This window comes from Lysinibacillus capsici, from assembly GCF_020217405.1.
GTDB lineage: Bacteria > Bacillota > Bacilli > Bacillales_A > Planococcaceae > Lysinibacillus > Lysinibacillus capsici.
Genome location: NZ_CP084108.1, coordinates 2,877,224 through 2,896,917, shown reverse-complemented (window position 1 = coordinate 2,896,917; position 19,694 = coordinate 2,877,224). Strand labels below are relative to the sequence as shown.

Annotated in this window: 21 protein-coding genes; 16 read left to right on the top strand and 5 right to left on the bottom strand. The window is 38.9% G+C overall.

The genetic code is table 11. The features are described from left to right. The first annotated feature begins 102 nt into the window (after positions 1-102). The 12 genes from LCP48_RS14310 (at position 103) to LCP48_RS14255 (ending at position 10,861) form a co-directional block, all read left to right on the top strand. The gene (locus LCP48_RS14310; RefSeq protein WP_225340300.1) at positions 103-1,296 is read left to right on the top strand and encodes an argininosuccinate synthase; all 1,194 of its coding nucleotides are present in this window, start codon (positions 103-105) and stop codon (positions 1,294-1,296) included. 81 nt (positions 1,297-1,377) lie between these two features. Beyond that, positions 1,378-2,757: an argininosuccinate lyase gene (argH, locus tag LCP48_RS14305; protein WP_004231367.1), complete on the top strand. Its 1,380-nt coding sequence runs from the start codon at positions 1,378-1,380 to the stop codon at positions 2,755-2,757. A gap of 203 nt (positions 2,758-2,960) precedes the next feature. Continuing rightward, positions 2,961-3,338 carry a carboxymuconolactone decarboxylase family protein gene (locus LCP48_RS14300; protein WP_216486064.1) on the top strand — a complete coding sequence of 126 codons (378 nt, stop codon included), beginning with the start codon at positions 2,961-2,963 and terminating at the stop codon, positions 3,336-3,338. Positions 3,339-3,893: 555 nt separating this feature from the next. Beyond that, a complete protein-coding gene (locus LCP48_RS14295) occupies positions 3,894-4,271 on the top strand; it encodes a GntR family transcriptional regulator (protein WP_009370283.1) in 378 nt (125 codons plus the stop codon). A 7-nt stretch (positions 4,272-4,278) separates the two neighbouring features. Continuing rightward, positions 4,279-5,358, top strand: a complete 1,080-nt coding sequence (locus tag LCP48_RS14290; protein ID WP_225340299.1) for a DUF1648 domain-containing protein — start codon at positions 4,279-4,281, stop codon at positions 5,356-5,358. Between the two features lie 13 nt (positions 5,359-5,371). Further along, on the top strand, positions 5,372-6,655 hold the full coding sequence (locus tag LCP48_RS14285) for an alpha/beta hydrolase (protein WP_225340298.1): 1,284 nt from the start codon (positions 5,372-5,374) through the stop codon (positions 6,653-6,655). A gap of 11 nt (positions 6,656-6,666) precedes the next feature. Next, positions 6,667-6,981: a DUF3784 domain-containing protein gene (locus LCP48_RS14280; RefSeq protein WP_054549218.1), complete on the top strand. Its 315-nt coding sequence runs from the start codon at positions 6,667-6,669 to the stop codon at positions 6,979-6,981. Positions 6,982-7,205: 224 nt separating this feature from the next. Further along, entirely contained in the window at positions 7,206-8,393 is a 1,188-nt protein-coding gene (locus LCP48_RS14275) for a hypothetical protein (RefSeq protein ID WP_225340297.1), read from the top strand. A gap of 18 nt (positions 8,394-8,411) precedes the next feature. Continuing rightward, positions 8,412-9,584 (top strand): amidohydrolase, encoded by a 1,173-nt coding sequence (locus LCP48_RS14270; RefSeq protein WP_225340296.1) that lies wholly within the window; start codon positions 8,412-8,414, stop codon positions 9,582-9,584. Positions 9,585-9,692: 108 nt separating this feature from the next. After that, the gene (locus LCP48_RS14265) at positions 9,693-9,845 is read left to right on the top strand and encodes a YpzG family protein (RefSeq protein WP_004231380.1); all 153 of its coding nucleotides are present in this window, start codon (positions 9,693-9,695) and stop codon (positions 9,843-9,845) included. Between the two features lie 120 nt (positions 9,846-9,965). Continuing rightward, positions 9,966-10,502, top strand: a complete 537-nt coding sequence (locus LCP48_RS14260; RefSeq protein WP_004231381.1) for a hypothetical protein — start codon at positions 9,966-9,968, stop codon at positions 10,500-10,502. Between the two features lie 20 nt (positions 10,503-10,522). Further along, on the top strand, positions 10,523-10,861 hold the full coding sequence (locus LCP48_RS14255) for a cupin domain-containing protein (RefSeq protein ID WP_004231385.1): 339 nt from the start codon (positions 10,523-10,525) through the stop codon (positions 10,859-10,861). A 30-nt stretch (positions 10,862-10,891) separates the two neighbouring features. Here the strand turns inward: LCP48_RS14255 and LCP48_RS14250 are convergent, their stop codons facing one another. Further along, positions 10,892-11,383, bottom strand: a complete 492-nt coding sequence (locus tag LCP48_RS14250) for a GNAT family N-acetyltransferase (protein WP_225340295.1) — start codon at positions 11,381-11,383, stop codon at positions 10,892-10,894. Positions 11,384-11,452: 69 nt separating this feature from the next. Here LCP48_RS14250 and LCP48_RS14245 point away from each other — a divergent pair, with 69 nt between their 5' ends. Beyond that, the gene (locus LCP48_RS14245) at positions 11,453-11,881 is read left to right on the top strand and encodes an NUDIX hydrolase (RefSeq protein ID WP_216486058.1); all 429 of its coding nucleotides are present in this window, start codon (positions 11,453-11,455) and stop codon (positions 11,879-11,881) included. Positions 11,882-11,934: 53 nt separating this feature from the next. Here LCP48_RS14245 and LCP48_RS14240 read toward each other — a convergent pair whose 3' ends face one another. The 3 genes from LCP48_RS14240 to mscL all read right to left on the bottom strand — a co-directional run bounded on the left by LCP48_RS14240 (position 11,935) and on the right by mscL (position 14,998). Continuing rightward, a complete protein-coding gene (locus LCP48_RS14240; RefSeq protein WP_225340294.1) occupies positions 11,935-13,095 on the bottom strand; it encodes an aminotransferase class I/II-fold pyridoxal phosphate-dependent enzyme in 1,161 nt (386 codons plus the stop codon). A 3-nt stretch (positions 13,096-13,098) separates the two neighbouring features. Next, positions 13,099-14,214 carry a methionine biosynthesis PLP-dependent protein gene (locus LCP48_RS14235; RefSeq protein ID WP_026023403.1) on the bottom strand — a complete coding sequence of 372 codons (1,116 nt, stop codon included), beginning with the start codon at positions 14,212-14,214 and terminating at the stop codon, positions 13,099-13,101. Positions 14,215-14,608: 394 nt separating this feature from the next. Continuing rightward, positions 14,609-14,998, bottom strand: coding sequence for a large conductance mechanosensitive channel protein MscL (mscL, locus tag LCP48_RS14230; RefSeq protein ID WP_009370295.1), 390 nt, complete (start codon positions 14,996-14,998; stop codon positions 14,609-14,611). 186 nt (positions 14,999-15,184) lie between these two features. On the opposite strand from mscL, the gene LCP48_RS14225 reads away from it, so the two are divergent. Further along, positions 15,185-15,883: a lytic transglycosylase domain-containing protein gene (locus LCP48_RS14225; protein WP_009370296.1), complete on the top strand. Its 699-nt coding sequence runs from the start codon at positions 15,185-15,187 to the stop codon at positions 15,881-15,883. 35 nt (positions 15,884-15,918) lie between these two features. Here the strand turns inward: LCP48_RS14225 and LCP48_RS14220 are convergent, their stop codons facing one another. Next, positions 15,919-16,176: a GlsB/YeaQ/YmgE family stress response membrane protein gene (locus LCP48_RS14220; protein ID WP_004231402.1), complete on the bottom strand. Its 258-nt coding sequence runs from the start codon at positions 16,174-16,176 to the stop codon at positions 15,919-15,921. Between the two features lie 798 nt (positions 16,177-16,974). On the opposite strand from LCP48_RS14220, the gene LCP48_RS14215 reads away from it, so the two are divergent. Continuing rightward, complete coding sequence (locus tag LCP48_RS14215; RefSeq protein WP_004231407.1) at positions 16,975-18,150, top strand: amino acid deaminase/aldolase; 1,176 nt, start codon at positions 16,975-16,977, stop codon at positions 18,148-18,150. Next, the gene (locus tag LCP48_RS14210) at positions 18,138-19,460 is read left to right on the top strand and encodes a D-arabinono-1,4-lactone oxidase (protein ID WP_004231409.1); all 1,323 of its coding nucleotides are present in this window, start codon (positions 18,138-18,140) and stop codon (positions 19,458-19,460) included. The genes LCP48_RS14215 and LCP48_RS14210 overlap by 13 nt, the downstream gene beginning before the upstream one ends. Positions 19,461-19,694 lie beyond the last annotated feature (234 nt).

The following is a 19,694-nucleotide window of genomic DNA, read 5'->3' as shown; positions in this document are numbered from 1 at the left end:
ATACACTTGTATTTATTTTTATAACATGATACTATTCGTGTATAAACTTTTAAATGAATGTATAAACATACATATCGATAGAGCAATGGAGGCGCATTTTTAATGGCAAATAAAAAAGTGGTATTAGCTTATTCAGGTGGACTTGATACTTCGGTAGCAATTCCATGGTTAAAAGAACAAGGTTGGGACGTAATTGCAGTATGTCTTGACGTTGGCGAAGGGAAAGATCTTGAGTTCGTAAAAAATAAAGCGCTTCAAGTAGGGGCGATTGAATCTTATATGGTGGATGCGAAAGACGAATTTGCTGAAGGGTATGCATTAATTTCTTTACAAGCACATACTTGGTATGAGCAAAAGTATCCATTAGTATCAGCACTTTCCCGTCCACTTATCTCGAAAAAACTAGTAGAGATTGCGAATCAAGTAGGCGCAGATGCTGTTGCGCATGGTTGCACAGGTAAAGGGAATGACCAAGTTCGTTTTGAAGTATCGATTAAAGCATTAAATCCAGACTTAGAGGTATTAGCACCAGTACGTGAGTGGGGCTGGAGCCGTGATGAGGAAATCGAATATGCAATGAAGCATAATGTACCGATTCCTGCAACATTGGATTCACCATTCTCAATCGACCAAAACCTATGGGGCCGTGCGAATGAAGCTGGCATCATGGAAGACCCATGGGTGTCGCCACCAGAAGAAGCTTATGGCTTAACTGTTTCTATTGAAAATGCACCGAATGAAGCAGAGTATGTGGAAATCGAGTTTGTAGCTGGTAAACCAGTAGCATTAAACGGAAAAGAAATGAAGCTTGCTGATTTAATTCAAGAATTAAATGCAGTAGCAGGTGCTCATGGTGTAGGACGTATCGATCACGTTGAAAATCGTTTAGTTGGTATTAAATCTCGTGAGGTTTATGAAATTCCAGGTGCAAAAGTGCTGTTAACAGCGCATAAAGAGCTTGAGGACTTAACGCTTGTAAAAGAATTAGCACACTTCAAGCCAGTAATCGAGAAAAAACTATCCGAATTAATTTACGACGGTCTATGGTTCTCACCATTACGTGATGCTCTTGAAGCATTCCTTGCGCAAACACAACAATATGTGAATGGTACAGTACGTGTGAAATTATTTAAAGGACATGCGATTGTAGAAGGACGTAAATCACCAAATTCATTATACAGTGAAAAGCTAGCAACATACTCGAAGGAAGATCAATTCAATCATGCTTCCGCTGTAGGCTTTATCGAGTTATGGGGTCTACCAACTGTAGTGAACTCATCTGTGAATAAAAAGTAATGTTGAACAAGCAAGGTGTGGTGAGGCATTTGTGCTTATACTACACCTTTTGATAAGTAATCGAGGAAAAGGTGAGCTGACATGACAAAACTTTGGGGTGGACGTTTCCAAAAATCAGCAGAAGCATGGGTAGACGAATTTGGCGCATCCATTGGCTTTGACCAGCAACTTGTGCTAGAGGACCTTGAAGGTAGTGTTGCACATGTCACAATGCTTGGTGCCACAGGAATTTTACCAGCAGCTGATGTAGAGGCCATACTAGGTGGTCTTGCCCAATTAAAAGATAAGGCAATCGCAGGTGAGCTTGAATTTAGCGTTGCCAATGAAGATATACACTTAAATTTAGAAAAAATGTTAATTGATTTAATAGGTCCTGTCGGTGGCAAACTACATACAGGACGTAGCCGAAATGACCAAGTAGCAACGGATATGCATCTTTTCTTGAAAAAGCGTGTGCAGGAAGCCATTGATTTAGTTGTGACGTTCCAACAAACACTATTAGACAAAGCACAAGAGCATATTGAAACGATTGCACCAGGTTATACGCATCTACAACGTGCACAGCCAATCTCCTTTGCACACCATTTAATGGCTTATTTTTGGATGCTAGAGCGTGATAAACAACGTTTTACAGAATCCATAAAACGTATTGATATTTTACCTTTAGGTGCTGGGGCAATGGCAGGGACAACTTTCCCGATTGACCGTTTAAAATCAGCAGAGTTATTAGGGTTTAGCGAGGTTTACGCAAACTCCATGGATGCTGTAAGTGATCGTGATTTTATCGTGGAATTTTTAAGTCATTCCTCCTTACTTATGGCGCATTTATCACGCTTTGCTGAGGAAATTATTATCTGGTCTACAGATGAATTTAAATTTATCGAACTGGATGATGCCTTCTCAACAGGTTCTTCGATTATGCCACAAAAGAAAAACCCAGATATGGCAGAGCTTATTCGTGGTAAAACAGGGCGTGTTTATGGGAATCTCATGGGCCTATTAACGGTGTTAAAAGGCACACCATTAACATATAACAAAGATATGCAGGAGGACAAAGAGGGGATGTTTGACACTGTTCATACGATTCTTGGTTCACTTAAAATCTTTGAAGGTATGGTTCGTACAATGACTGTCAACACAGAACGCTTACATCAGGCTGTTCACGCTGATTTTTCAAATGCAACAGAGCTAGCAGATTACCTTGCAACAAAGGGGATGCCATTCCGTGAGGCACATGAGGTGACTGGTAAGCTTGTCTTTACATGTATTCAAAAGGGTATTTATTTATTAGACTTACCATTGGAAGAAATGCAGCAAGAAAGTACCTTAATTGAAGCGGATATTTATGATGTACTAGCGCCAGAAGCTGCTGTTCGCCGCCGTCATTCTTTAGGTGGTACTGGCTTTGAACAAGTAAAAATCCAAATAGAAAAAGCGAAGGCCTGCCTTGTAGCCATTTAATTTTTGCGTGCATGTCCTTGTGACTTTTTGCATAGATATTCATTAAAGCTGTCCTGTGAGGCACTATGAAAACCTTTATCCTTTTTCAACTGAGCCAGAGGGTGACGTGAAGAAGAGAACCTTACATATGTGAAGGACAATCCCCAATTCTGGAGACGCGGAATTGGGGTTTTTGTATAAGTAAATGTAGGAGGGATGAAGAAATGAATGAACGTTTTACAAAGGGGCTCGAAACAATTAAACAATATGTGACAGAGGAAGAAGCAGCACGGATGATTAAATCCGATGCATTAGCCGATATCGCACCCGATTTACGCAAAATGATTATTGAATTTGCTTACGGTGATGTCTATGCACGACCTGGGCTGGATGCAAAGAGTCGAGCACTTGTCGTGATAACAGCAGTTGTTACACAAGGTGCTGCACCACAAACCAAAACGCATATTCAGCGTGGATTACATGCAGGCTTGACCCAGACAGAAGTGGTCGAGGCACTTTTACAATTAGTACCCTACATCGGTTTTCCAAGAGTGCAAAATGCTTTAACGATAGCCCAACAAGTCTTTGCAGAAAAAAGCTAGAGCATGTATAAAAAATAGAAGAAGGCTCATAATAAGAGAGGAACCACTTATTAATCTAATCTGATGGGGAGGATGCAGAATGAGTAGTAATAGTCAAACACCCAAAGACCAAGAATCTCAGGAAAGTCCGCCACAACTGTTGAAGGTTGAAGCTTCATAAATCTTAAGCCTAAAGGTGAAACAGACTATTCTGTTTTGCTATAGATTAAGAAGAAGTGTAAACCATATCAGTTAAAAATCAAATAGAAGCAATAAGTGTCCATGGACCCAGAATTATTCTGGGTCCTTTTTGTTTCCTATGAGATCTAAAGTACGCAAGATCCGCTCAAACTGAGACTCAAAGGGCTCCAAAGGGGGGAGAGCCCGCTCTAAATGTAGTTCAAAGCGCTCATCCAAGGAAGGCTCCCGCTCTTATTGTGACAAAACCTCTTCTCTACACACATAAAAAGCCCTCTCCATAAAAAATTCCTTCATTTGACATTAGAGAAAATCTGTATTACTCTATACATAACAGATTTCTGTTTGGTTATAAGCAATACAGATTGGGGGAGTTTTATGCAAATACAATTAGATCCAAACAGTGAATTGCAGCTATATAAACAATTGGCCAATCAAATAATAGAATGCATTGCGCAAGGCGAGCTGAAAAATGGTGATACTTTACCGTCCGTACGTTCGATGGCTACAGATCTAGGCATTAACGTTAGCACGGTCAGTAAAAGTTATCATGAACTTGAAGAGAAGGGCTTAATTGAATTGAAGCCGAAAGCAAAAGCGGTCATTATTGGTGGTCAAAAGAGAGAGCTGGAAGAAACGGAGGTTGAAAAAGTCGAAAATGCCTTGAAGCCTATCATGGCGGAGGCTTTTGCGCGAGGCCTCGAAAAAGAGCAAATGACAAGTTTGTTCCAGCGAATTTTAAAACAATGGAAGTAGGGGTAGTATGCTTATAATTGTAGGCATCTTTATCATTGTCGGAATTATGGAAACGATAACCCCACATTTAACAAGAAAAACACTTGTTTTTGGTGTTTCCATACCCGAACCTTATGTCAAACATCCACAATTAAAGCTGTGGAAGAAGCATTATAGCCAAATCATCGCAGGGATTACCGGCTTATTTTTAGTAGGTCAAATCGCTCTCTATCATTCACCTATACAAGAGGAGAAGGTATCTTTAATTTCCTTTATTCTTTTATATGTCATGCTCCTTTTGTCATCAGGTCTTTACATGAGTTATCATGTTAAAACGAAAAAATTAAAGGTGCAGGAGCAGTGGGAGACACAAATAAAAACAGTATATGTGACAGATTTGTCTATCCGTCAGAAAGAGGAAACATTGTCACCTATATTTTTTAGTGTACCCATCATCATCACACTTGCATTAATTGCTTTTACGTACATGAACTATGAGACAATCCCAGAGGTTTTTGCTACACATTGGAATGGAGCAGGAGAGGTCGATGGTTGGACTCAAAAATCGCGGCTCTCAGTCATCAGTATGCCGCTTATATTATTGGCAATACAAACTAGTTTTTTCATGATGAGTCAAGGCATGAAAAGTGCCAAAATCCAATTAAGTGCACAGGCCAAAGAAGCATCCATTCATCGGGAGTTAACTCAGCGTAAATACGGAAGCTGGTACCTGGCAGCCATTAATTTTAGTATGACAATTCTATTTGTTGTTTTACACTATATAACTGTTATTTTACAAGACCAAACGGCTCCCTACTTCTTCCCACTTTTTCTTGTCTTTAATGTCGTTACGTTGGGTGGTTTACTAGTGTTCATTTGGAAGCTCAGTAAAAGTAATGAACGTTTTGATGAGGTACATACAAATGAAACAGCTGCCACAGATGATCAATACTGGAAATGGGGTATTTTTTATTGCAATAAAAATGATCCATCCTTATTAGTGCCTAAAAAGTTCGGGATTGGTTGGACTGTAAATTTCGCGAACAAATGGTGTTACATCTTAATAGCGATTACGTTACTGCCAATTTTATTGGTGATTTTCATATAGAAAGGAAGATTAGATGAAAAAATGGTTATTGATTTGCTGTACAATTTTACTTTTAGCTGCCTGTGGGCAAAAAGAGGTCACTGCACAACATCAAGGATCAAAGGGGACAAATGCAATGAATGAACAGTTTATTGGAAAATGGGAAGGAACTATTGAAACGCCAAATGGACCATTACCGATTATTATCGATTTAAAGAAGGAAAGTGGTACATTATCCGTGCCAGCACAGGGCTTATCTAATTTTCCATTTCAAAGTGTGACGTATACAGGTGATAAAGTAAAAGTGTCCATCAATTTAAACGGCTCTGCTATTGCCATTAATGGCACAATCAAAAATGAACAAATAGAGGCTACATTTCAACAAAATGGTGGGAAATTTCCTTTAATACTAAAGGCTTATAAAGAGCAACCTGTTACCTATGACACATTAAAAATTCCCGTGCAAAACGGCAACTTAACGGTAGCTGTAGAAAAGGCTTCTCCATCTCCATCACCAGTGGCACTGATAATAGCAGGATCGGGGCCAACTGATAAAGATGGTAATTCCGCATTGGCTGGAAAAAATAATAGCTTGAAAATGTTGGCGGAAGGTTTAGCACAACAGGGCATTGCGACAGTGCGTTATGATAAGCGAGGACTTGGTGACAATCAAGCGCTCTTAACAAAGGAAGAGGATGGAACGTTTGACCAATACGTTGATGATGCTGTACAAATTATCCAAACATTGATGGCTGATAAAGCCTACACAAGTGTCCATGTGATTGGCCATAGCGAAGGCTCACTCATTGGTTTGCTCGCGGCTCAAAAGACAGGCGTAGCATCCTTTGTATCCATTGCCGGTGCAGGTAGATCGTTAGATGAAGTGCTTTTAGAGCAATTAAAAGGTCAATTAGCACCAAAGCTTTTTAATGAATCCACGAATATTTTGACAGCTTTAAAGCAAGGGGAGCAAGTGAAAAATATTTCGCCAGAGCTACAGGCCCTTTTCCGTCCATCTGTACAGCCTTTCCTGATTTCCTTGCTAAAATATCAACCTGCTAATGAGCTTTCAAAAGTAAAAAGCCGTGTATTGCTAGTACAAGGAACAACGGATTTACAAGTGAAGGAAGCCGATGCTGAGGCATTGAAGAAAGGCAAACAAGACTCAAAATTACTTTATCTAGCGGGTATGAATCACGTATTGAAAAAGGCACCGGCAGATCGCGCCAAAAACTTAGCAACCTATGCAGACCCTTCGCTGCCACTGCATGAAGAATTACTACCAGCAATTGAGCAATTTATTAAAAATGAAAAGTAGGATGATGAACCTTGGGAGTACTTGTCTATTTAATAATCATGCTGCCGTTTCTCATCTTCGCCATTGTTCTATCGCAAGGTAAAGGAGCTTTTCTACTTGAAGGCTTTCATACGATGGCACAGGAAGATAAAGAACAATATGATGAAAAGGCACTGGCAAGATTTATGGGAAAAATGATGTATGGCTACTGTTTTTGTGTCCTTTTATGGATACTAAACGAATTTTTCCATACACAATGGTTATTTCATGTAGGTCTTGTACTTTTTGTCGCCCTTACGATATTTTTATTGATCTATGCGAACACAGGTAATCGTTTCAAAAAATAGCATGTAAGAGAAAGTAGAACCATTTTATAATGGTTCTATTTTTTTGTAAGCGCTTTATGAAAATTCTTTAAAATCTAAATATTTGGAAAACCGTAATTTTAGTGTCACGAATATGCTCGTTCATGCGCTGTTTTTCTTCTTTTCTGTAAAAATAGAATTTTAAGAATAATTAGTATTATTATAGATGACATTAAAAAATTACTAAGTTAGGAGAATTCTTTGATATGTCGCAAATGTTAGCACTGACGATAGTACTTGCTATTCTTTACATCGGAGATATCGTAGCAACAAGAACGAAGGCGTGGATTCCATCTGTGTTCGTCTGTGCGGTATTATTTTTAATTGGCTATTGGACATTCTTCCCGAAAGATATTGTTAGTATTGCCGGGATTGGTCCAGTCGTTGCCACGATGTTAATGTATTTATTAATTACGAATATGGGTACACTTCTGTCCCTTAAGGAATTGAAAAACCAGTGGAAAGCCATCGTTATTTCTTTAGCTGGTATTGTAGGCATCATCGCCATATTATTTACAATTGGTGCCTTGCTATTTGATTTAAAAACGATGATTGTTGCAGTTCCACCATTAGTCGGTGGTGTTGTGGCAGCGCTAGTGATGTCAGAAGGCGCTTCTGCAGCTGGCTTAGAGGATTTAGCCGTCTTTGCCATTGTAATTTATGTTATTCAAGGTTTTGCAGGATATCCCATCACGTCCATTGTATTGAAGCGTGAAGCAAAACGTTTATTAAAAGAACACCAGCAAGGGAATATACAATCGGTAACACAGGTAGAGGAAGATGTTGAACAGGCATCTGAGCAACCAAAATTATTGAGGAAAATTCCTACCAAGTACAATACAGAATACTTTAAATTTTTCCGTTTAGCGCTTGTTGGATTATTAGCGTATGGTACATCTACAGCATTAGCACCTGTTGTGACAGTCAATGCGTTAGTGCTATGCCTAGTGTTTGGTGTCCTTGCATCGACATTTGGTTTTTTAGAAAGACAACCATTGCAAAAAGCAAATGGCTTCGGTTTTGCCATTATGGGGTTAATGCTCTTTATATTTGATGGCTTAAAACAGGCTTCCCCTGAAATGCTGATGCGTATTATTGTGCCATTAGTAGTGTCTATTGTCTTAGCAGTCATTGGTATGTATATTTTCTCTTTCATCGCAGGAAAAGTTTTAAAGGTCAGCCCGAATTTAGCGTTTGCTGTATCCTTAACAGCGCTCTATGGGTTCCCAGCAGATTATATTTTAACGAATGAAGTAGTGAAATCGTCCACAACCGATGAAAAAGAACGTGAAATACTGTTAAGCCATATGTTGCCACCGATGCTTGTAGGCGGCTTCATTAGTGTAACGATAACATCTGTTATTTTAGCAGGTATTTTCGTAAGTTGGTTATAAAACAAGGAGAGAGTAATCATGAACAATATTAAACGCATTATTGCGGAATTAAATAGTGAGCTTGTGACGATTCGTCAAAAATTGCACAGTGAGCCAGAGCTTTCTTGGGAAGAATATGAAACAACGAATTATGTAGCAACGTATTTAGAGAACCTTGGTATTCCGTATAGACGAACAGAGCCAACAGGCATTATTGCGGAGTTAAAAGGGGGCAGGGAAGGAAAAACCGTTGCCTTACGTGCGGATATGGATGCATTGTCAGTTTATGAAATACGAGAAGATATTCCGTATCGCTCTAAAACGGATGGTAAGATGCATGCCTGTGGTCATGATGCGCATACAGCCATGTTGCTGATTGCAGCTAAGACATTACATACGGTACAAGAAGAAATTGAGGGAACAGTTCGTTTTATTTTCCAGCCAGCCGAAGAAGTAGCTACAGGCGCAAAAGCGATGGTAGAGCAAGGAGCAATGAAAGGTGTAGATAACGTCTTTGGTATTCATATTTGGTCACAAATTGACACAGGGAAAATTCAGTGTAATAAAGGTCCTGCCTTTGCCTCTGCTGATATTTTCAAAGTGCGCTTTAAAGGGCAGGGCGGTCATGCCGCAGTCCCACATGATGCCATTGATGCCGTAATGATTGCTTCAACGTTTGCTTTGAATGTCCAAACAGTTGTGGCACGTACAGTCAATCCACTTCAACCTGCCGTTCTTACAATTGGAAAAATGGAGGTTGGCACACGCTTTAATGTAATTGCTGAAGATGCCATTTTAGAAGGGACTGTGCGCTGTTTTGATCAAGAGGTCCGTTCACATATCGAAGCGCAAATTCGTCATTATGCTGACCAGATTGCCTCACTTTATGGTGGCACAGCAGAGGTCGTTTATGAATATGGTACACAAGCCGTCAACAATGATGTGGCGAGTGCCAGCTTAGTCGAGCGCCTTGCAGCTGAACATTTTGGCGTGGATGCTTATCATGTTGATGATCCGACAATGGGTGGAGAAGACTTTAGCTTTTACTTAGATGAAGTACCTGGCTGTTTTGCTCTAGTAGGCTCAGGCAATAAAGAAAAGGACACACGCTGGGCACATCATAACGGCCATTTTAATATCGATGAAGATGGTTTGCGCGTTGGAGCCGAATTATATGTACAATATGCGTTAACTTGGTTAAGCGAAAACTAATAAAGTGAAGTAACTAAGCTTCTTATGAAATTAGTATAAATTCACCTTAGCTGGTCATAATAAAGAAGATTTCACTTATGAAATCTATAATGATGAGGAGGATGAAAAATGAGTAGGTTCGAACAACTAGACCCCAAATCTCAAAAAATCCACCGCAACTGGTCAAGGATTAAGCGATCAAAATCGCAAGTAAATGGTGAAACGGAGATTACTCTCCATAACCGTCTCTTGCGAAGTGAAGCAAAGGCCCGTCAGTTTTAATCATGCTAGAAAAGTAAGTGTCATCAAGCCCAGAAAAAAATTCTGGGTTTTTCTTTATGACTAAGAAAGATGTATTATATTGTAAGAAAGTAATATCTAACAGAAAAGGAGAGGAAAGCTATGATTAATCCTATTCCCATTTATCTACAGCAATTTGCAGGAAACGTCCAAATTTTAGATGATGTTGAATCCCAGTTTCAGCTTCATTCTAGTGCAGGCAATGAACAATTTGAAATTTGGTATTACGGTGATTTACTAATGATTGAAGGGGAGGAAATGCCTTATATTACAGGCCCAACCGCTAGAATCGTTGCTAAAGATCCTTTATCCGCCGAGGAAATTTTGCTCTTTGATGCGACTCTACATGGTTATAATGCGCTATTTTGTGAGGCGTATACAGAGAATCACCGTGACAACCGTCCACTAGAAAAATATAATTTACCCGAAACAAAAGTCATATTATCATTTTTCTATAACATCGACTATGACGAAGAAATAGACGACTATGAGGTAGATGAACAAGAAAATGTTCAACTTATCAATGGAGAAACCACTAACTGGGAAACGATTAAAAGAAATGGCTATGATGCATTTGCTTTTTATATCAAAAAAGAAGATGGAACTCTTTTAGCATTTGCTGAAGAAGAACTAGCCTAATAAGAAAGGATTTTTGCGAAATGCAACTGATACAATTTACACAAGATTTAGCAAACCCCATTCATCAATACCAATCCATCGATACATTCTATAGAAAAATCACCAAAACAGAAGTGCCTACGACGATCGGTTTCATCTATATTGAGTCAGGTGGAGTGGTTGGTATGCATGAAGCCCCTGTTCCACAGCTATTTATCGTTATTAATGGCGAAGGATGGATAAGAGGTGAAGATGGTGAAAAAATCACCATAAAGACGGGACAGGGAGTACTATGGCATCAAGGACAGGCACATGAATCTGGTAGTATAACTGGCTTAACAGCACTTGTTATCCAAGCGGAGCAGATAAATCTTACATAAATAAAAGTGTAACGGTAGTTGCAAGAACCGTTACACTTTTTCATATTGTTTAACCAATTTAACTGTCTTAAGTAGATGACCATCAAATTGTTCATCAAATTCTTCTATTGCTACAAATCCCTTTGCTTGATAAAAATGCATACCAATTTTATTTTCTTTCTCTACACAAACAAATAAAGACGATAGATTTGGGAGCATGCGTAGTCCTTCCTGTAAAAGTGCGGTACCCACGCCCTTACCATGCATATGAGGATGTAAATAAATCGCATGTAGCTCTGCCTCACCTTGTGTTACATTTGAAAAATTAGCAAAGCCTACTAGCCATTCGTCAAAAATTGCAACAAGAAACGGACTGTTGATAAGACGTTCGATTAATCGTTCTCGACTATAGGCTAGTTGTAAAAAACGATCTTGAATGTCACGTGGAATGATTTTTTCGTATGTATGATGCCAGCTTATTCTAGCAATTTCTTGTACAAAAGTAATGTCATTTTCTTGCATCTGTCGTATAATAAGTGTCAACACTTTTCACCTGCAATTCCAATTTTTTTCTTTATTGTAACATTCAATCATTCAAAGGGGGTCACTTTCATGCAAGTAATTGAAAAAGCATTTGGCTATATTACGCGAACGCATGAGGATCAATTACAGGTACTCGTATTTGAACAGAATTCAGTTGGGGCAGGTATCCAGGTGCCCAAAGGTACGGTTGAGGAAGGGGAAACACCTTTAGACGCTGTGAAACGTGAAATGCTAGAAGAAACAAGTCTAACCACACTTGTCGTTCAAGCGTTAATAGCACAGGACTATTTTAATCATCCATCAGGTGTTTTACAGAAACGGTATTTTTATCATTTAACATCCGATGAAACACGGGATGCATGGCAACATCATCCAACAGGCTTAAACGAAAGGGATTTAATCTTTTCGTTCTATTGGATTTCAGCTGAGCAAGATGCCCTGCTAGCAAAGGGGCATGGCGATTATTTATACCGATTGTTAGCAAAGGTGAGAAATTGAACCTATTATAAATAAAACCGCGTTAACTGGACGCGGTTTTTATGTTGATTCAATTAAGCCTTGGCAGCAATCTCTAGGGCATGTGCAAAATCAGCAATTAAGTCATCAACATGCTCAAGTCCTACAGAAAAACGTAGAAGGCCATCTGTGATGCCTCGTTTAGCACGCTCTTTTGGCTCCATAGCAGCATGACTCATTTTTGCAGGGTAAGAAAGAATAGACTCTACTCCTCCAAGAGAGACCGCAAATACTGGAATTGTCATCGCCTCAACCAATGCCTTTGCAGCTGCATAGCTTGGTAGTCGGAAGGATAAAACGGCCCCAGGACTTGTGCTTTGACGTTGATGAATAGCGTAGCCAGGATGTGAAGCAAGCCCTGGATAGTAGACCTGCTCAACTAGAGGATTACTAGCCAAATAAACAGCAATTTTTTGTGCAGATTCAGCAGAACGACTAAAACGTACATCTGTTGTTTTGATGTTTTGTAGAAGTGTGAATGAATCCTGTACACCTAAAATATTACCGAATGAATTTTGGATAAAGTAGAGATCCTGACCTAGCTTTTCATCGGCAGTAACCGTTAAGCCGGCAATAATATCAGAATGGCCAGATAAAAACTTCGTTGCACTATGAATGACGACATCTACACCAAGTTCTAGTGGGCGTTGGTGTAACGGTGTCATAAAAGTATTATCCAAGAATGTAAGGCAGTGGTGTTGCTTGGCAAGCGCCACTACACCACGAATATCTGTAATGCCTAACATTGGATTTGATGGTGTTTCCATATAAAGTAGTTTTGTAGCTGGCGTGATTGCTGCTTCTACAGCTGCTAGATCCGTAAAATCTACAAATGTATGGGAAATCCCAAAGCGCGGCAACACCTTTGTTACAAAACGATAGGTTCCACCATAAACATCCTCAGTCATGACGATATGATCTCCCTGCGATAACAGCATTAATGCTGCTGATACGGCAGCGATACCAGATGAAAATGCATGGGCACGAACGCCACCCTCAAGCTCTGCTACAGCTTTTTCTAACGCATCTCTTGTAGGGTTGCCTGAACGAGCATAATCATATTCTCCAAATTCATCTATACTTTCTTGATGGAAAGTAGACGACAGATACATCGGGACGTTAACAGCCCCTTTTTTATTACTATAGCCATCACGAACACCTGCGTGAATGAGGCTTGTTTCAATACGTTGCTTCATCAATTACGCCTCTTTTCTAAGGATATCAAACACTTGTCGTAAGTCTGCAATTAAATCTTCTGCTTCCTCAATGCCAACAGAGAAGCGTAATAAACGATCACAAACGCCACGCTCCACACGCTCTTCATAAGGCATATCTGCATGTGTTTGTGTAGCAGGATACGTAATAAAGCTTTCGACACCGCCAAGACTTTCAGCAAAAGTAATTAACTTTAAGTTACGAAGGAATGGGTCAATCCACTCAGGCTTTTGCAAGCGGAATGATAGCATGCCACCTTTTCCAGTATAAAGGACATCGGTCACTAACTCTTCTTCCTCTAAGTAAGCAGCAATCGCCTTTGCATTGGCATCATGTTGCTTTAAGCGTAGATGCATTGTTTTTAGACCACGAATAAGTAACCATGAATCCATAGCTCCTAACACCATGCCACTACCATTATGAATAAAGCCAATGCGTTCGGCTAATTCTGTGCCTTTAGCAACCACTAGCCCAGCTAAAACATCATTATGACCACCAATATACTTCGTTGCAGAATGAAGCACAATATCTGCACCTAATTCAATAGGGCGTTGGAAGTAAGGCGTATAAAAAGTATTATCCACAATTAGCCATGCCCCATGCTTATGTGCTAACTCCGCATACACTTGTAAATCAAACTCCTGCATAAGTGGATTTGTTGGTGTTTCAATAAATATTGCACGTGTATTTTCATTCATTAATGCTTCCACCTGTTCAACCGATTCAAATTTTGAATAAACAGGCTTAATATTATAAGTATCTTGGAAGAAATTAAAAAGTCTATATGTACCACCATATAAATCATCTGGCACGACTAATTCATCGCCTGGTTTAAATAGGGATAACACCAATTGAATGGCAGCCATCCCGGAACTACAGGCAAAGCCCATATCACCACCCTCTAAATCAGCAATTCCTGCTTCTAAAAGAGCACGTGTAGGATTTTTTGTACGTGTATAGTCAAAACCAGTAGATTCACCAATCCCAGTATGTTTATAAGCAGTCGATAAATGAATGGGTGGGCTCACAGCTCCTGTTGCTGGGTCACTTAAATTACCAAGTTGTACAAGCTTTGTTTCAATACTTCTGTTTAATGTCATGACGTCACTCTTTTCTTCAATATTATTAAAAGCAACAACTTTTGCTTTCAATTTAATAGTATTCTCAATAATTGTTACCAATTTAACATGGATACTAAAGAAGAACAAGGTGATTTCTGAAAATTAGCTAGATTATTTACAGTTAAACACCTAGGAATAGTAGGAGATTAATTGTGAATGTATGTGAGATAATCCCTGTTATTTTCTGATGGAGTGATCTATCTTCCAGAATAAAGATAGAGCTAAAGAAGTGGAGGATAATTTCAAGTTAGCGGATACAAGATAGAAAGTAGTGGATAGGTTCTGAAGTAGCGGAATAGAACACAAAAAGTAAAGGATACAAAATAAAAACATCTGCCTCCATTAAATGAGAGACAGATGCTTTAACAACATGTTAGGCTTGTTCTTTTTTTAGCAAGTCGCGAATTTCTTTAAGAAGCTCTTCTTTGGCGTCGAGTTCAGGCGCTGGTTCTTCCACGACTGCCTCTTCTTTTTTACGTGTAAGCTTAGTCATAATTCGTAAGGCCATAAAAATGGCAAATGCTATGATTAAAAAATCAATGATGGATTGTAGAAATACACCAAAATTGATTTGAGCTTCACCTGAGCCAAAAACAAAACTCTTTGTTAAATCAATACCACCCGTTAAAACACCGACCAATGGCATGATGATATTTTCAACTAAGGAGGTAACAATTTTACCGAAAGCACCACCAATGACTACTGCTACTGCTAGATCGACAATATTGCCTTTCATCGCAAATTCTTTAAAGTCTTTCCACAAAATAAATTCCTCCCTATTAATATCCAATAAACGAATCAATCTGTATTTTACTATATTTTTACCAAACCTTTCAACTGCTTTCATAGTGGAAATTGGAAGACTTCGATCTTTCAAAATGAAAAGATATACTGCACATGACGGAAAATTTGGTAATATAGAAAAAGAATACTAGATTAGGTGTGACGTATGACAAAGAAAAAGAATAACAAACCCATGTTATCACCCGCTACAAAATTGGGTATGATAGCATTATTGATTCCAATTGCAATTACTGTGTATGTCCTCACATTTTTTGCTTGGAAGGAGCTTCAAACATTACCGATTTTCGAAAAGCTTGTCCAGCAAAAGGCAATTGAGGAGATTCAACAGCATTTCGATATGAAAATTCCTGAGCAATACATTCCCGTTTATGTAGCTGCAGAAGAAAAATATGGGGTACCATGGACATTACTTGCTGCGCATCATCGTATTGAAACGCGTTTTTCTACGGTAAAATCAATGGTATCATCTGCTGGGGCAGAGGGGCATATGCAATTCATGCCCTGTACATTCGTCGGCTGGCAGCATCCAACATGCGCAGGTTTAGGAAAAGGAAACATCACGAAAAATGAATTGATGAATCCTGAGACAATTGCTAAATACGGAGGATATGGCGTAGACGCAAATGGGGATGGAATAGCAGATCCTTATGATATTGAGGATGCAGTATTTAGTGCTGCGAATTACTTATCTAAGTACGGTGCTGCGACAGGGAATATTAAGAAAGCTGTTTATCAATACAACCATAGCGAGAAATATGTCGAGGATGTGTTATATTACTACCAGTTGTATGATGATTTTCACGATGAACTCCAAGCAGCTGTTCTTTTACATGAAGAAAAATAAAGAGCCATCACACTGGATGGCTCTTCATTACATATTTAAGTTGCTTTACGCATACCTTTTAAAATAAGGCTGACGATAAAGATCAACACGATAGCACCGATTAGTGCTGGGAACACGTAGAAATCACTTACTCTCCAGCCCCAGTTCCCTAAAACCATACTACCAATCCAAGAACCGACAATACCTGCAATAATATTCCCGATGATGCCGCCTGGTACATCTTTACCTAAAATGACGCCAGCTAACCAACCAAGAATTCCTCCAATAATTAAATACCAAATGAAACTAATCATTACTTTCATCTCCTTAAATTTAAGATATAATGGCGATTACTTAGTTATACCCTGAATGGAGTAGATTAAACACTGTGATTTGTTTAGTAATTATTACATGTTGTAAATAAGGCTGTAGACAAATGAATGCAGCTCCTTTGCTGTGCTCACTTTATAGCTAATCCAACTGCATAAATTACTGTGAAAATGGCCACATTAACGACAATTACTTCTATATTGTACATACACCGATTATCGCTTACTTCTATAGTATGTTCAGGCATTCAATTCGTACCAGAAATGCATGCAACGCCCAATCGCCAGTAACAATAAAAAACAGCCATTTAACTAAATTATTTACTACAATAGCCATTTCATTCGTGAAAAAATACATTATTTATTGAAACAGAATGTCAATTCCCTGTACAATTCCTTATTTCCTGTGAGAATTTTTAGAGTAGAGAAAGAAAAATGGGTAAATTTCCACTTTTTAATAGTTTGAAAATTCTGTATAAATGGATTATAATGTAGAAAAGGAGCGTGGTCGTATGAATATGGCTGTTATGAAACGTTTAAATCGTCAAGGCTTTTTAATTGCTGGTTTGCATTTATTAGTGATGCTAAATCTTGCAGCTGATTTCTTATACGCATCGTAACCAATTTAATAGAAAGGTGAATGAAATGTTTATCCTATATTAAAACAACCGTGTAGTCTTATTGTAAAACAGGCGCACGGTTGTTTTATTTTGTTTAATTAACTGAAAAAAGGAATTATTCCTTTAAGTGTCAAATACATAGTACAGACAAGGGAGTGATGAAATGACGTTCAGATTCGATCAAGCATTTTGTGATTTGGAAAGGCCATTTGCATGGTTAGACTTAGATGCACTAGATAAAAATATACAAATGGTTCAAGATGCTTGTGGTGGAAAACAAATTCGTATTGCAACAAAATCGATTCGTTCTATTGAGGTGCTTCGTTATATACAGAAAAAACTTGTGAATGTTGTGGGATTAATGACATTTACTGCAACAGAGACCCTTTTTTTATTAGAGCAACAGTTTGATGACTTATTGCTTGGCTATCCAGTAATGGAGGAAGCAACGATTCGTCGATTGTTGTATTTTGTAAAGGAAGGGAAAATCGTCACCTTTATGGTAGACAGACCAGAACATATCCAACTATTGGCTAAACTAGCACAAGAGATTGGCGTACGTGTACAGGTTTGCATTGATCTTAATGTGTCAAATGATTTTAAAGTATTGTATTTTGGAACAAAGCGTTCGTCATTGTCTTCTCTTGAAACGTTGACACCTTTTTTACAAACCATACAAAACACCCCTGTAATTGAAGTGGTAGGAGCGATGGGCTATGAGGCTCAAATAGCAGGGGTTGGCAATCGTCCAGCAAATGCTGTAAAAGGTAGAGTCATAGAAGCCATGCAAATACAAGCCAAAAAGCAAGTAACACAGTTTCGTCGATTAGCGGTCGCCCATATCAAGGCTTATTTTCCAAATCTGCGCTTTGTTAATGGTGGGGGATCAGGAAGTATGACGTACACCAATCAACAGAAGGAAGTAACGGAAATTACAGTTGGCTCGGCTTTTTATGCACCTGCATTGTTCGATCAATTTACACATTTACAGCTAGAAAAGGCTGCTGGATTTGCCTTACGTGTAACAAGAATGCCTGAAAAAAATATCGTTGTTTGTCATGGGGGAGGCTATACGGCTTCTGGAGCAATTGGGATGGATCGTTTGCCTGTATTCTATGACCCTACCACTTTTGCATATCTTAGCCTAGAAGGAGCAGGGGAAGTGCAAACACCCATAAAGGTCAAAGAGAAAAGTATCAATGTTGGCGATACCATTTATTTTCGACATGCGAAGGCTGGAGAGCTTTGTGAGCGCTTTCAGGCCCTGCATGCTATTCGTGGGGACAAGTACGCTGGACATTACACAACATATAGGGGGGATGGACAATGTTTTCTATAGAAAAATGGCGGAATGGTGAAAAGTGGACAAACTGGGCTGGTAATGTTATTTCCTATCCGAGTGAAATGTATTTACCACACTCCATTGATGAAGTTTCAGCAATTGTGAAGCATGCGTGTCAATCAGGAAAGACAATTCGTGTCACAGGTGCTGCTCATTCTTTTAGCGCTGTGGCTATGCCTGAGCATATAGCTATTTCCTTACATAATCTGCGTGGATTAATCGCTGTGAATGAGGAAAGGCAGGAGGCAACATTATGGGCAGGGACCTACCTATATGAAATTGGTCCGATGCTAGCAAAACACGGTTTTGCGTTAATCAATATGGGCGATATACAGGAGCAAACCATTGCAGGGGCAGTGTCAACTGGCACACATGGCACAGGGGTTACACTTGGTTCTCTCTCGTCAGCTGTCCAAGCATGGGGATTTGTAGATGGTACTGGTACTTATCAGGAACATAGGAGAGGGATGGATGATTTATCTGAAGCGCTGCATGTATCTCTTGGGATGTTAGGTGTTCTGGTCAAAGTAACGATTAAGGTCATACCACTATATGGTTTACATTATGTGGGGGCAAGAGAAACATTGACAAATGGTCTCTCGTTATTTGCTGAGGATATTCGTCAACATCGTCATGTGGAATGGTTTTATTTCCCAGGTAGTGAAACAATTCAAGTAAAACGGATGAATACGGTCGCGCCCGTCTTTCAAAGCGAATGGAATAAAAAAATAGAAACATTAAAGCTACAAATAGTAGAAAATGGGGCTTTTTTTGCGATGTCAGCGCTTTGTAAGTGGAAACCAGGTTTAAGTGGTACCATGAGTAAGATAGCGGCTGCCAATGTGGTAGAAAGTGAAAAAGTAGGGATAAGCTATGAAATTTATCCTTCACCTCGTAGCGTGAAGTTCCAAGAGAGTGAATATGCCATCCCGTTATCACAGTTTGAAGCTTGTTTGGAGGAAATCCATGCAACGTTTAAAAAAGGGACTTTTAATGTGCATTTTCCTTTAGAGTGTCGAACAACAGCAGGCGAAGCAGGTTTTTTAAGTCCAACACAAGGGCGTGAGTCAGCTTTTATAGCCTTTCATATGTATAAGGGAATGGCAGAAGAGCCTTATTTTAAATGGGTGCATACATTGATGCAAAAATATGAAGGTCGCCCTCACTGGGGAAAACAACATCATTTAACAGCGCAAACGGTCTATGCGTTGTATCCAGAGATTGAAAAGTTTTTAAATATTCGACACCAATATGATCCTGAACAAGTATTTTTTACAGGATACTTAAAAAAGTTGTTTCTATTGTAAGCGTTATCTTGAGGATTGAATGATTTAGCTTATTCAAATATATGGCAATTATTTATTTACTCATTTTTGCTTATTATTAAAAAATTAAAATTTGAACGAAATGTCAAAATTATTATCAAAGCGAGATAAAACTGATGCTTAATCAGCATGTAAACGATTTCAATTTTGACAGATTTTTTGAATTGTTTAAACAATTCAAAAAATACTGTTGACGAGACCTTTTTTTCGTACTAT

Coding starts and splice junctions, on each gene's coding strand:
- LCP48_RS14225 (WP_009370296.1), top strand. CDS start 15,185: ATGACAAAGAAAAAGAATAACAAACCCATGTTATCACCCGCTACAAAA.
- LCP48_RS14255 (WP_004231385.1), top strand. CDS start 10,523: ATGCAACTGATACAATTTACACAAGATTTAGCAAACCCCATTCATCAA.
- LCP48_RS14210 (WP_004231409.1), top strand. CDS start 18,138: ATGTTTTCTATAGAAAAATGGCGGAATGGTGAAAAGTGGACAAACTGG.
- LCP48_RS14300 (WP_216486064.1), top strand. CDS start 2,961: ATGAATGAACGTTTTACAAAGGGGCTCGAAACAATTAAACAATATGTG.
- LCP48_RS14215 (WP_004231407.1), top strand. CDS start 16,975: ATGACGTTCAGATTCGATCAAGCATTTTGTGATTTGGAAAGGCCATTT.
- LCP48_RS14310 (WP_225340300.1), top strand. CDS start 103: ATGGCAAATAAAAAAGTGGTATTAGCTTATTCAGGTGGACTTGATACT.
- LCP48_RS14260 (WP_004231381.1), top strand. CDS start 9,966: ATGATTAATCCTATTCCCATTTATCTACAGCAATTTGCAGGAAACGTC.
- LCP48_RS14265 (WP_004231380.1), top strand. CDS start 9,693: ATGAGTAGGTTCGAACAACTAGACCCCAAATCTCAAAAAATCCACCGC.
- LCP48_RS14275 (WP_225340297.1), top strand. CDS start 7,206: ATGTCGCAAATGTTAGCACTGACGATAGTACTTGCTATTCTTTACATC.
- argH (WP_004231367.1), top strand. CDS start 1,378: ATGACAAAACTTTGGGGTGGACGTTTCCAAAAATCAGCAGAAGCATGG.
- LCP48_RS14285 (WP_225340298.1), top strand. CDS start 5,372: ATGAAAAAATGGTTATTGATTTGCTGTACAATTTTACTTTTAGCTGCC.
- LCP48_RS14295 (WP_009370283.1), top strand. CDS start 3,894: ATGCAAATACAATTAGATCCAAACAGTGAATTGCAGCTATATAAACAA.
- LCP48_RS14240 (WP_225340294.1), bottom strand. CDS start 13,095: ATGAAGCAACGTATTGAAACAAGCCTCATTCACGCAGGTGTTCGTGAT.
- LCP48_RS14245 (WP_216486058.1), top strand. CDS start 11,453: ATGCAAGTAATTGAAAAAGCATTTGGCTATATTACGCGAACGCATGAG.
- LCP48_RS14235 (WP_026023403.1), bottom strand. CDS start 14,214: ATGACATTAAACAGAAGTATTGAAACAAAGCTTGTACAACTTGGTAAT.
- LCP48_RS14290 (WP_225340299.1), top strand. CDS start 4,279: ATGCTTATAATTGTAGGCATCTTTATCATTGTCGGAATTATGGAAACG.
- LCP48_RS14270 (WP_225340296.1), top strand. CDS start 8,412: ATGAACAATATTAAACGCATTATTGCGGAATTAAATAGTGAGCTTGTG.
- LCP48_RS14220 (WP_004231402.1), bottom strand. CDS start 16,176: ATGATTAGTTTCATTTGGTATTTAATTATTGGAGGAATTCTTGGTTGG.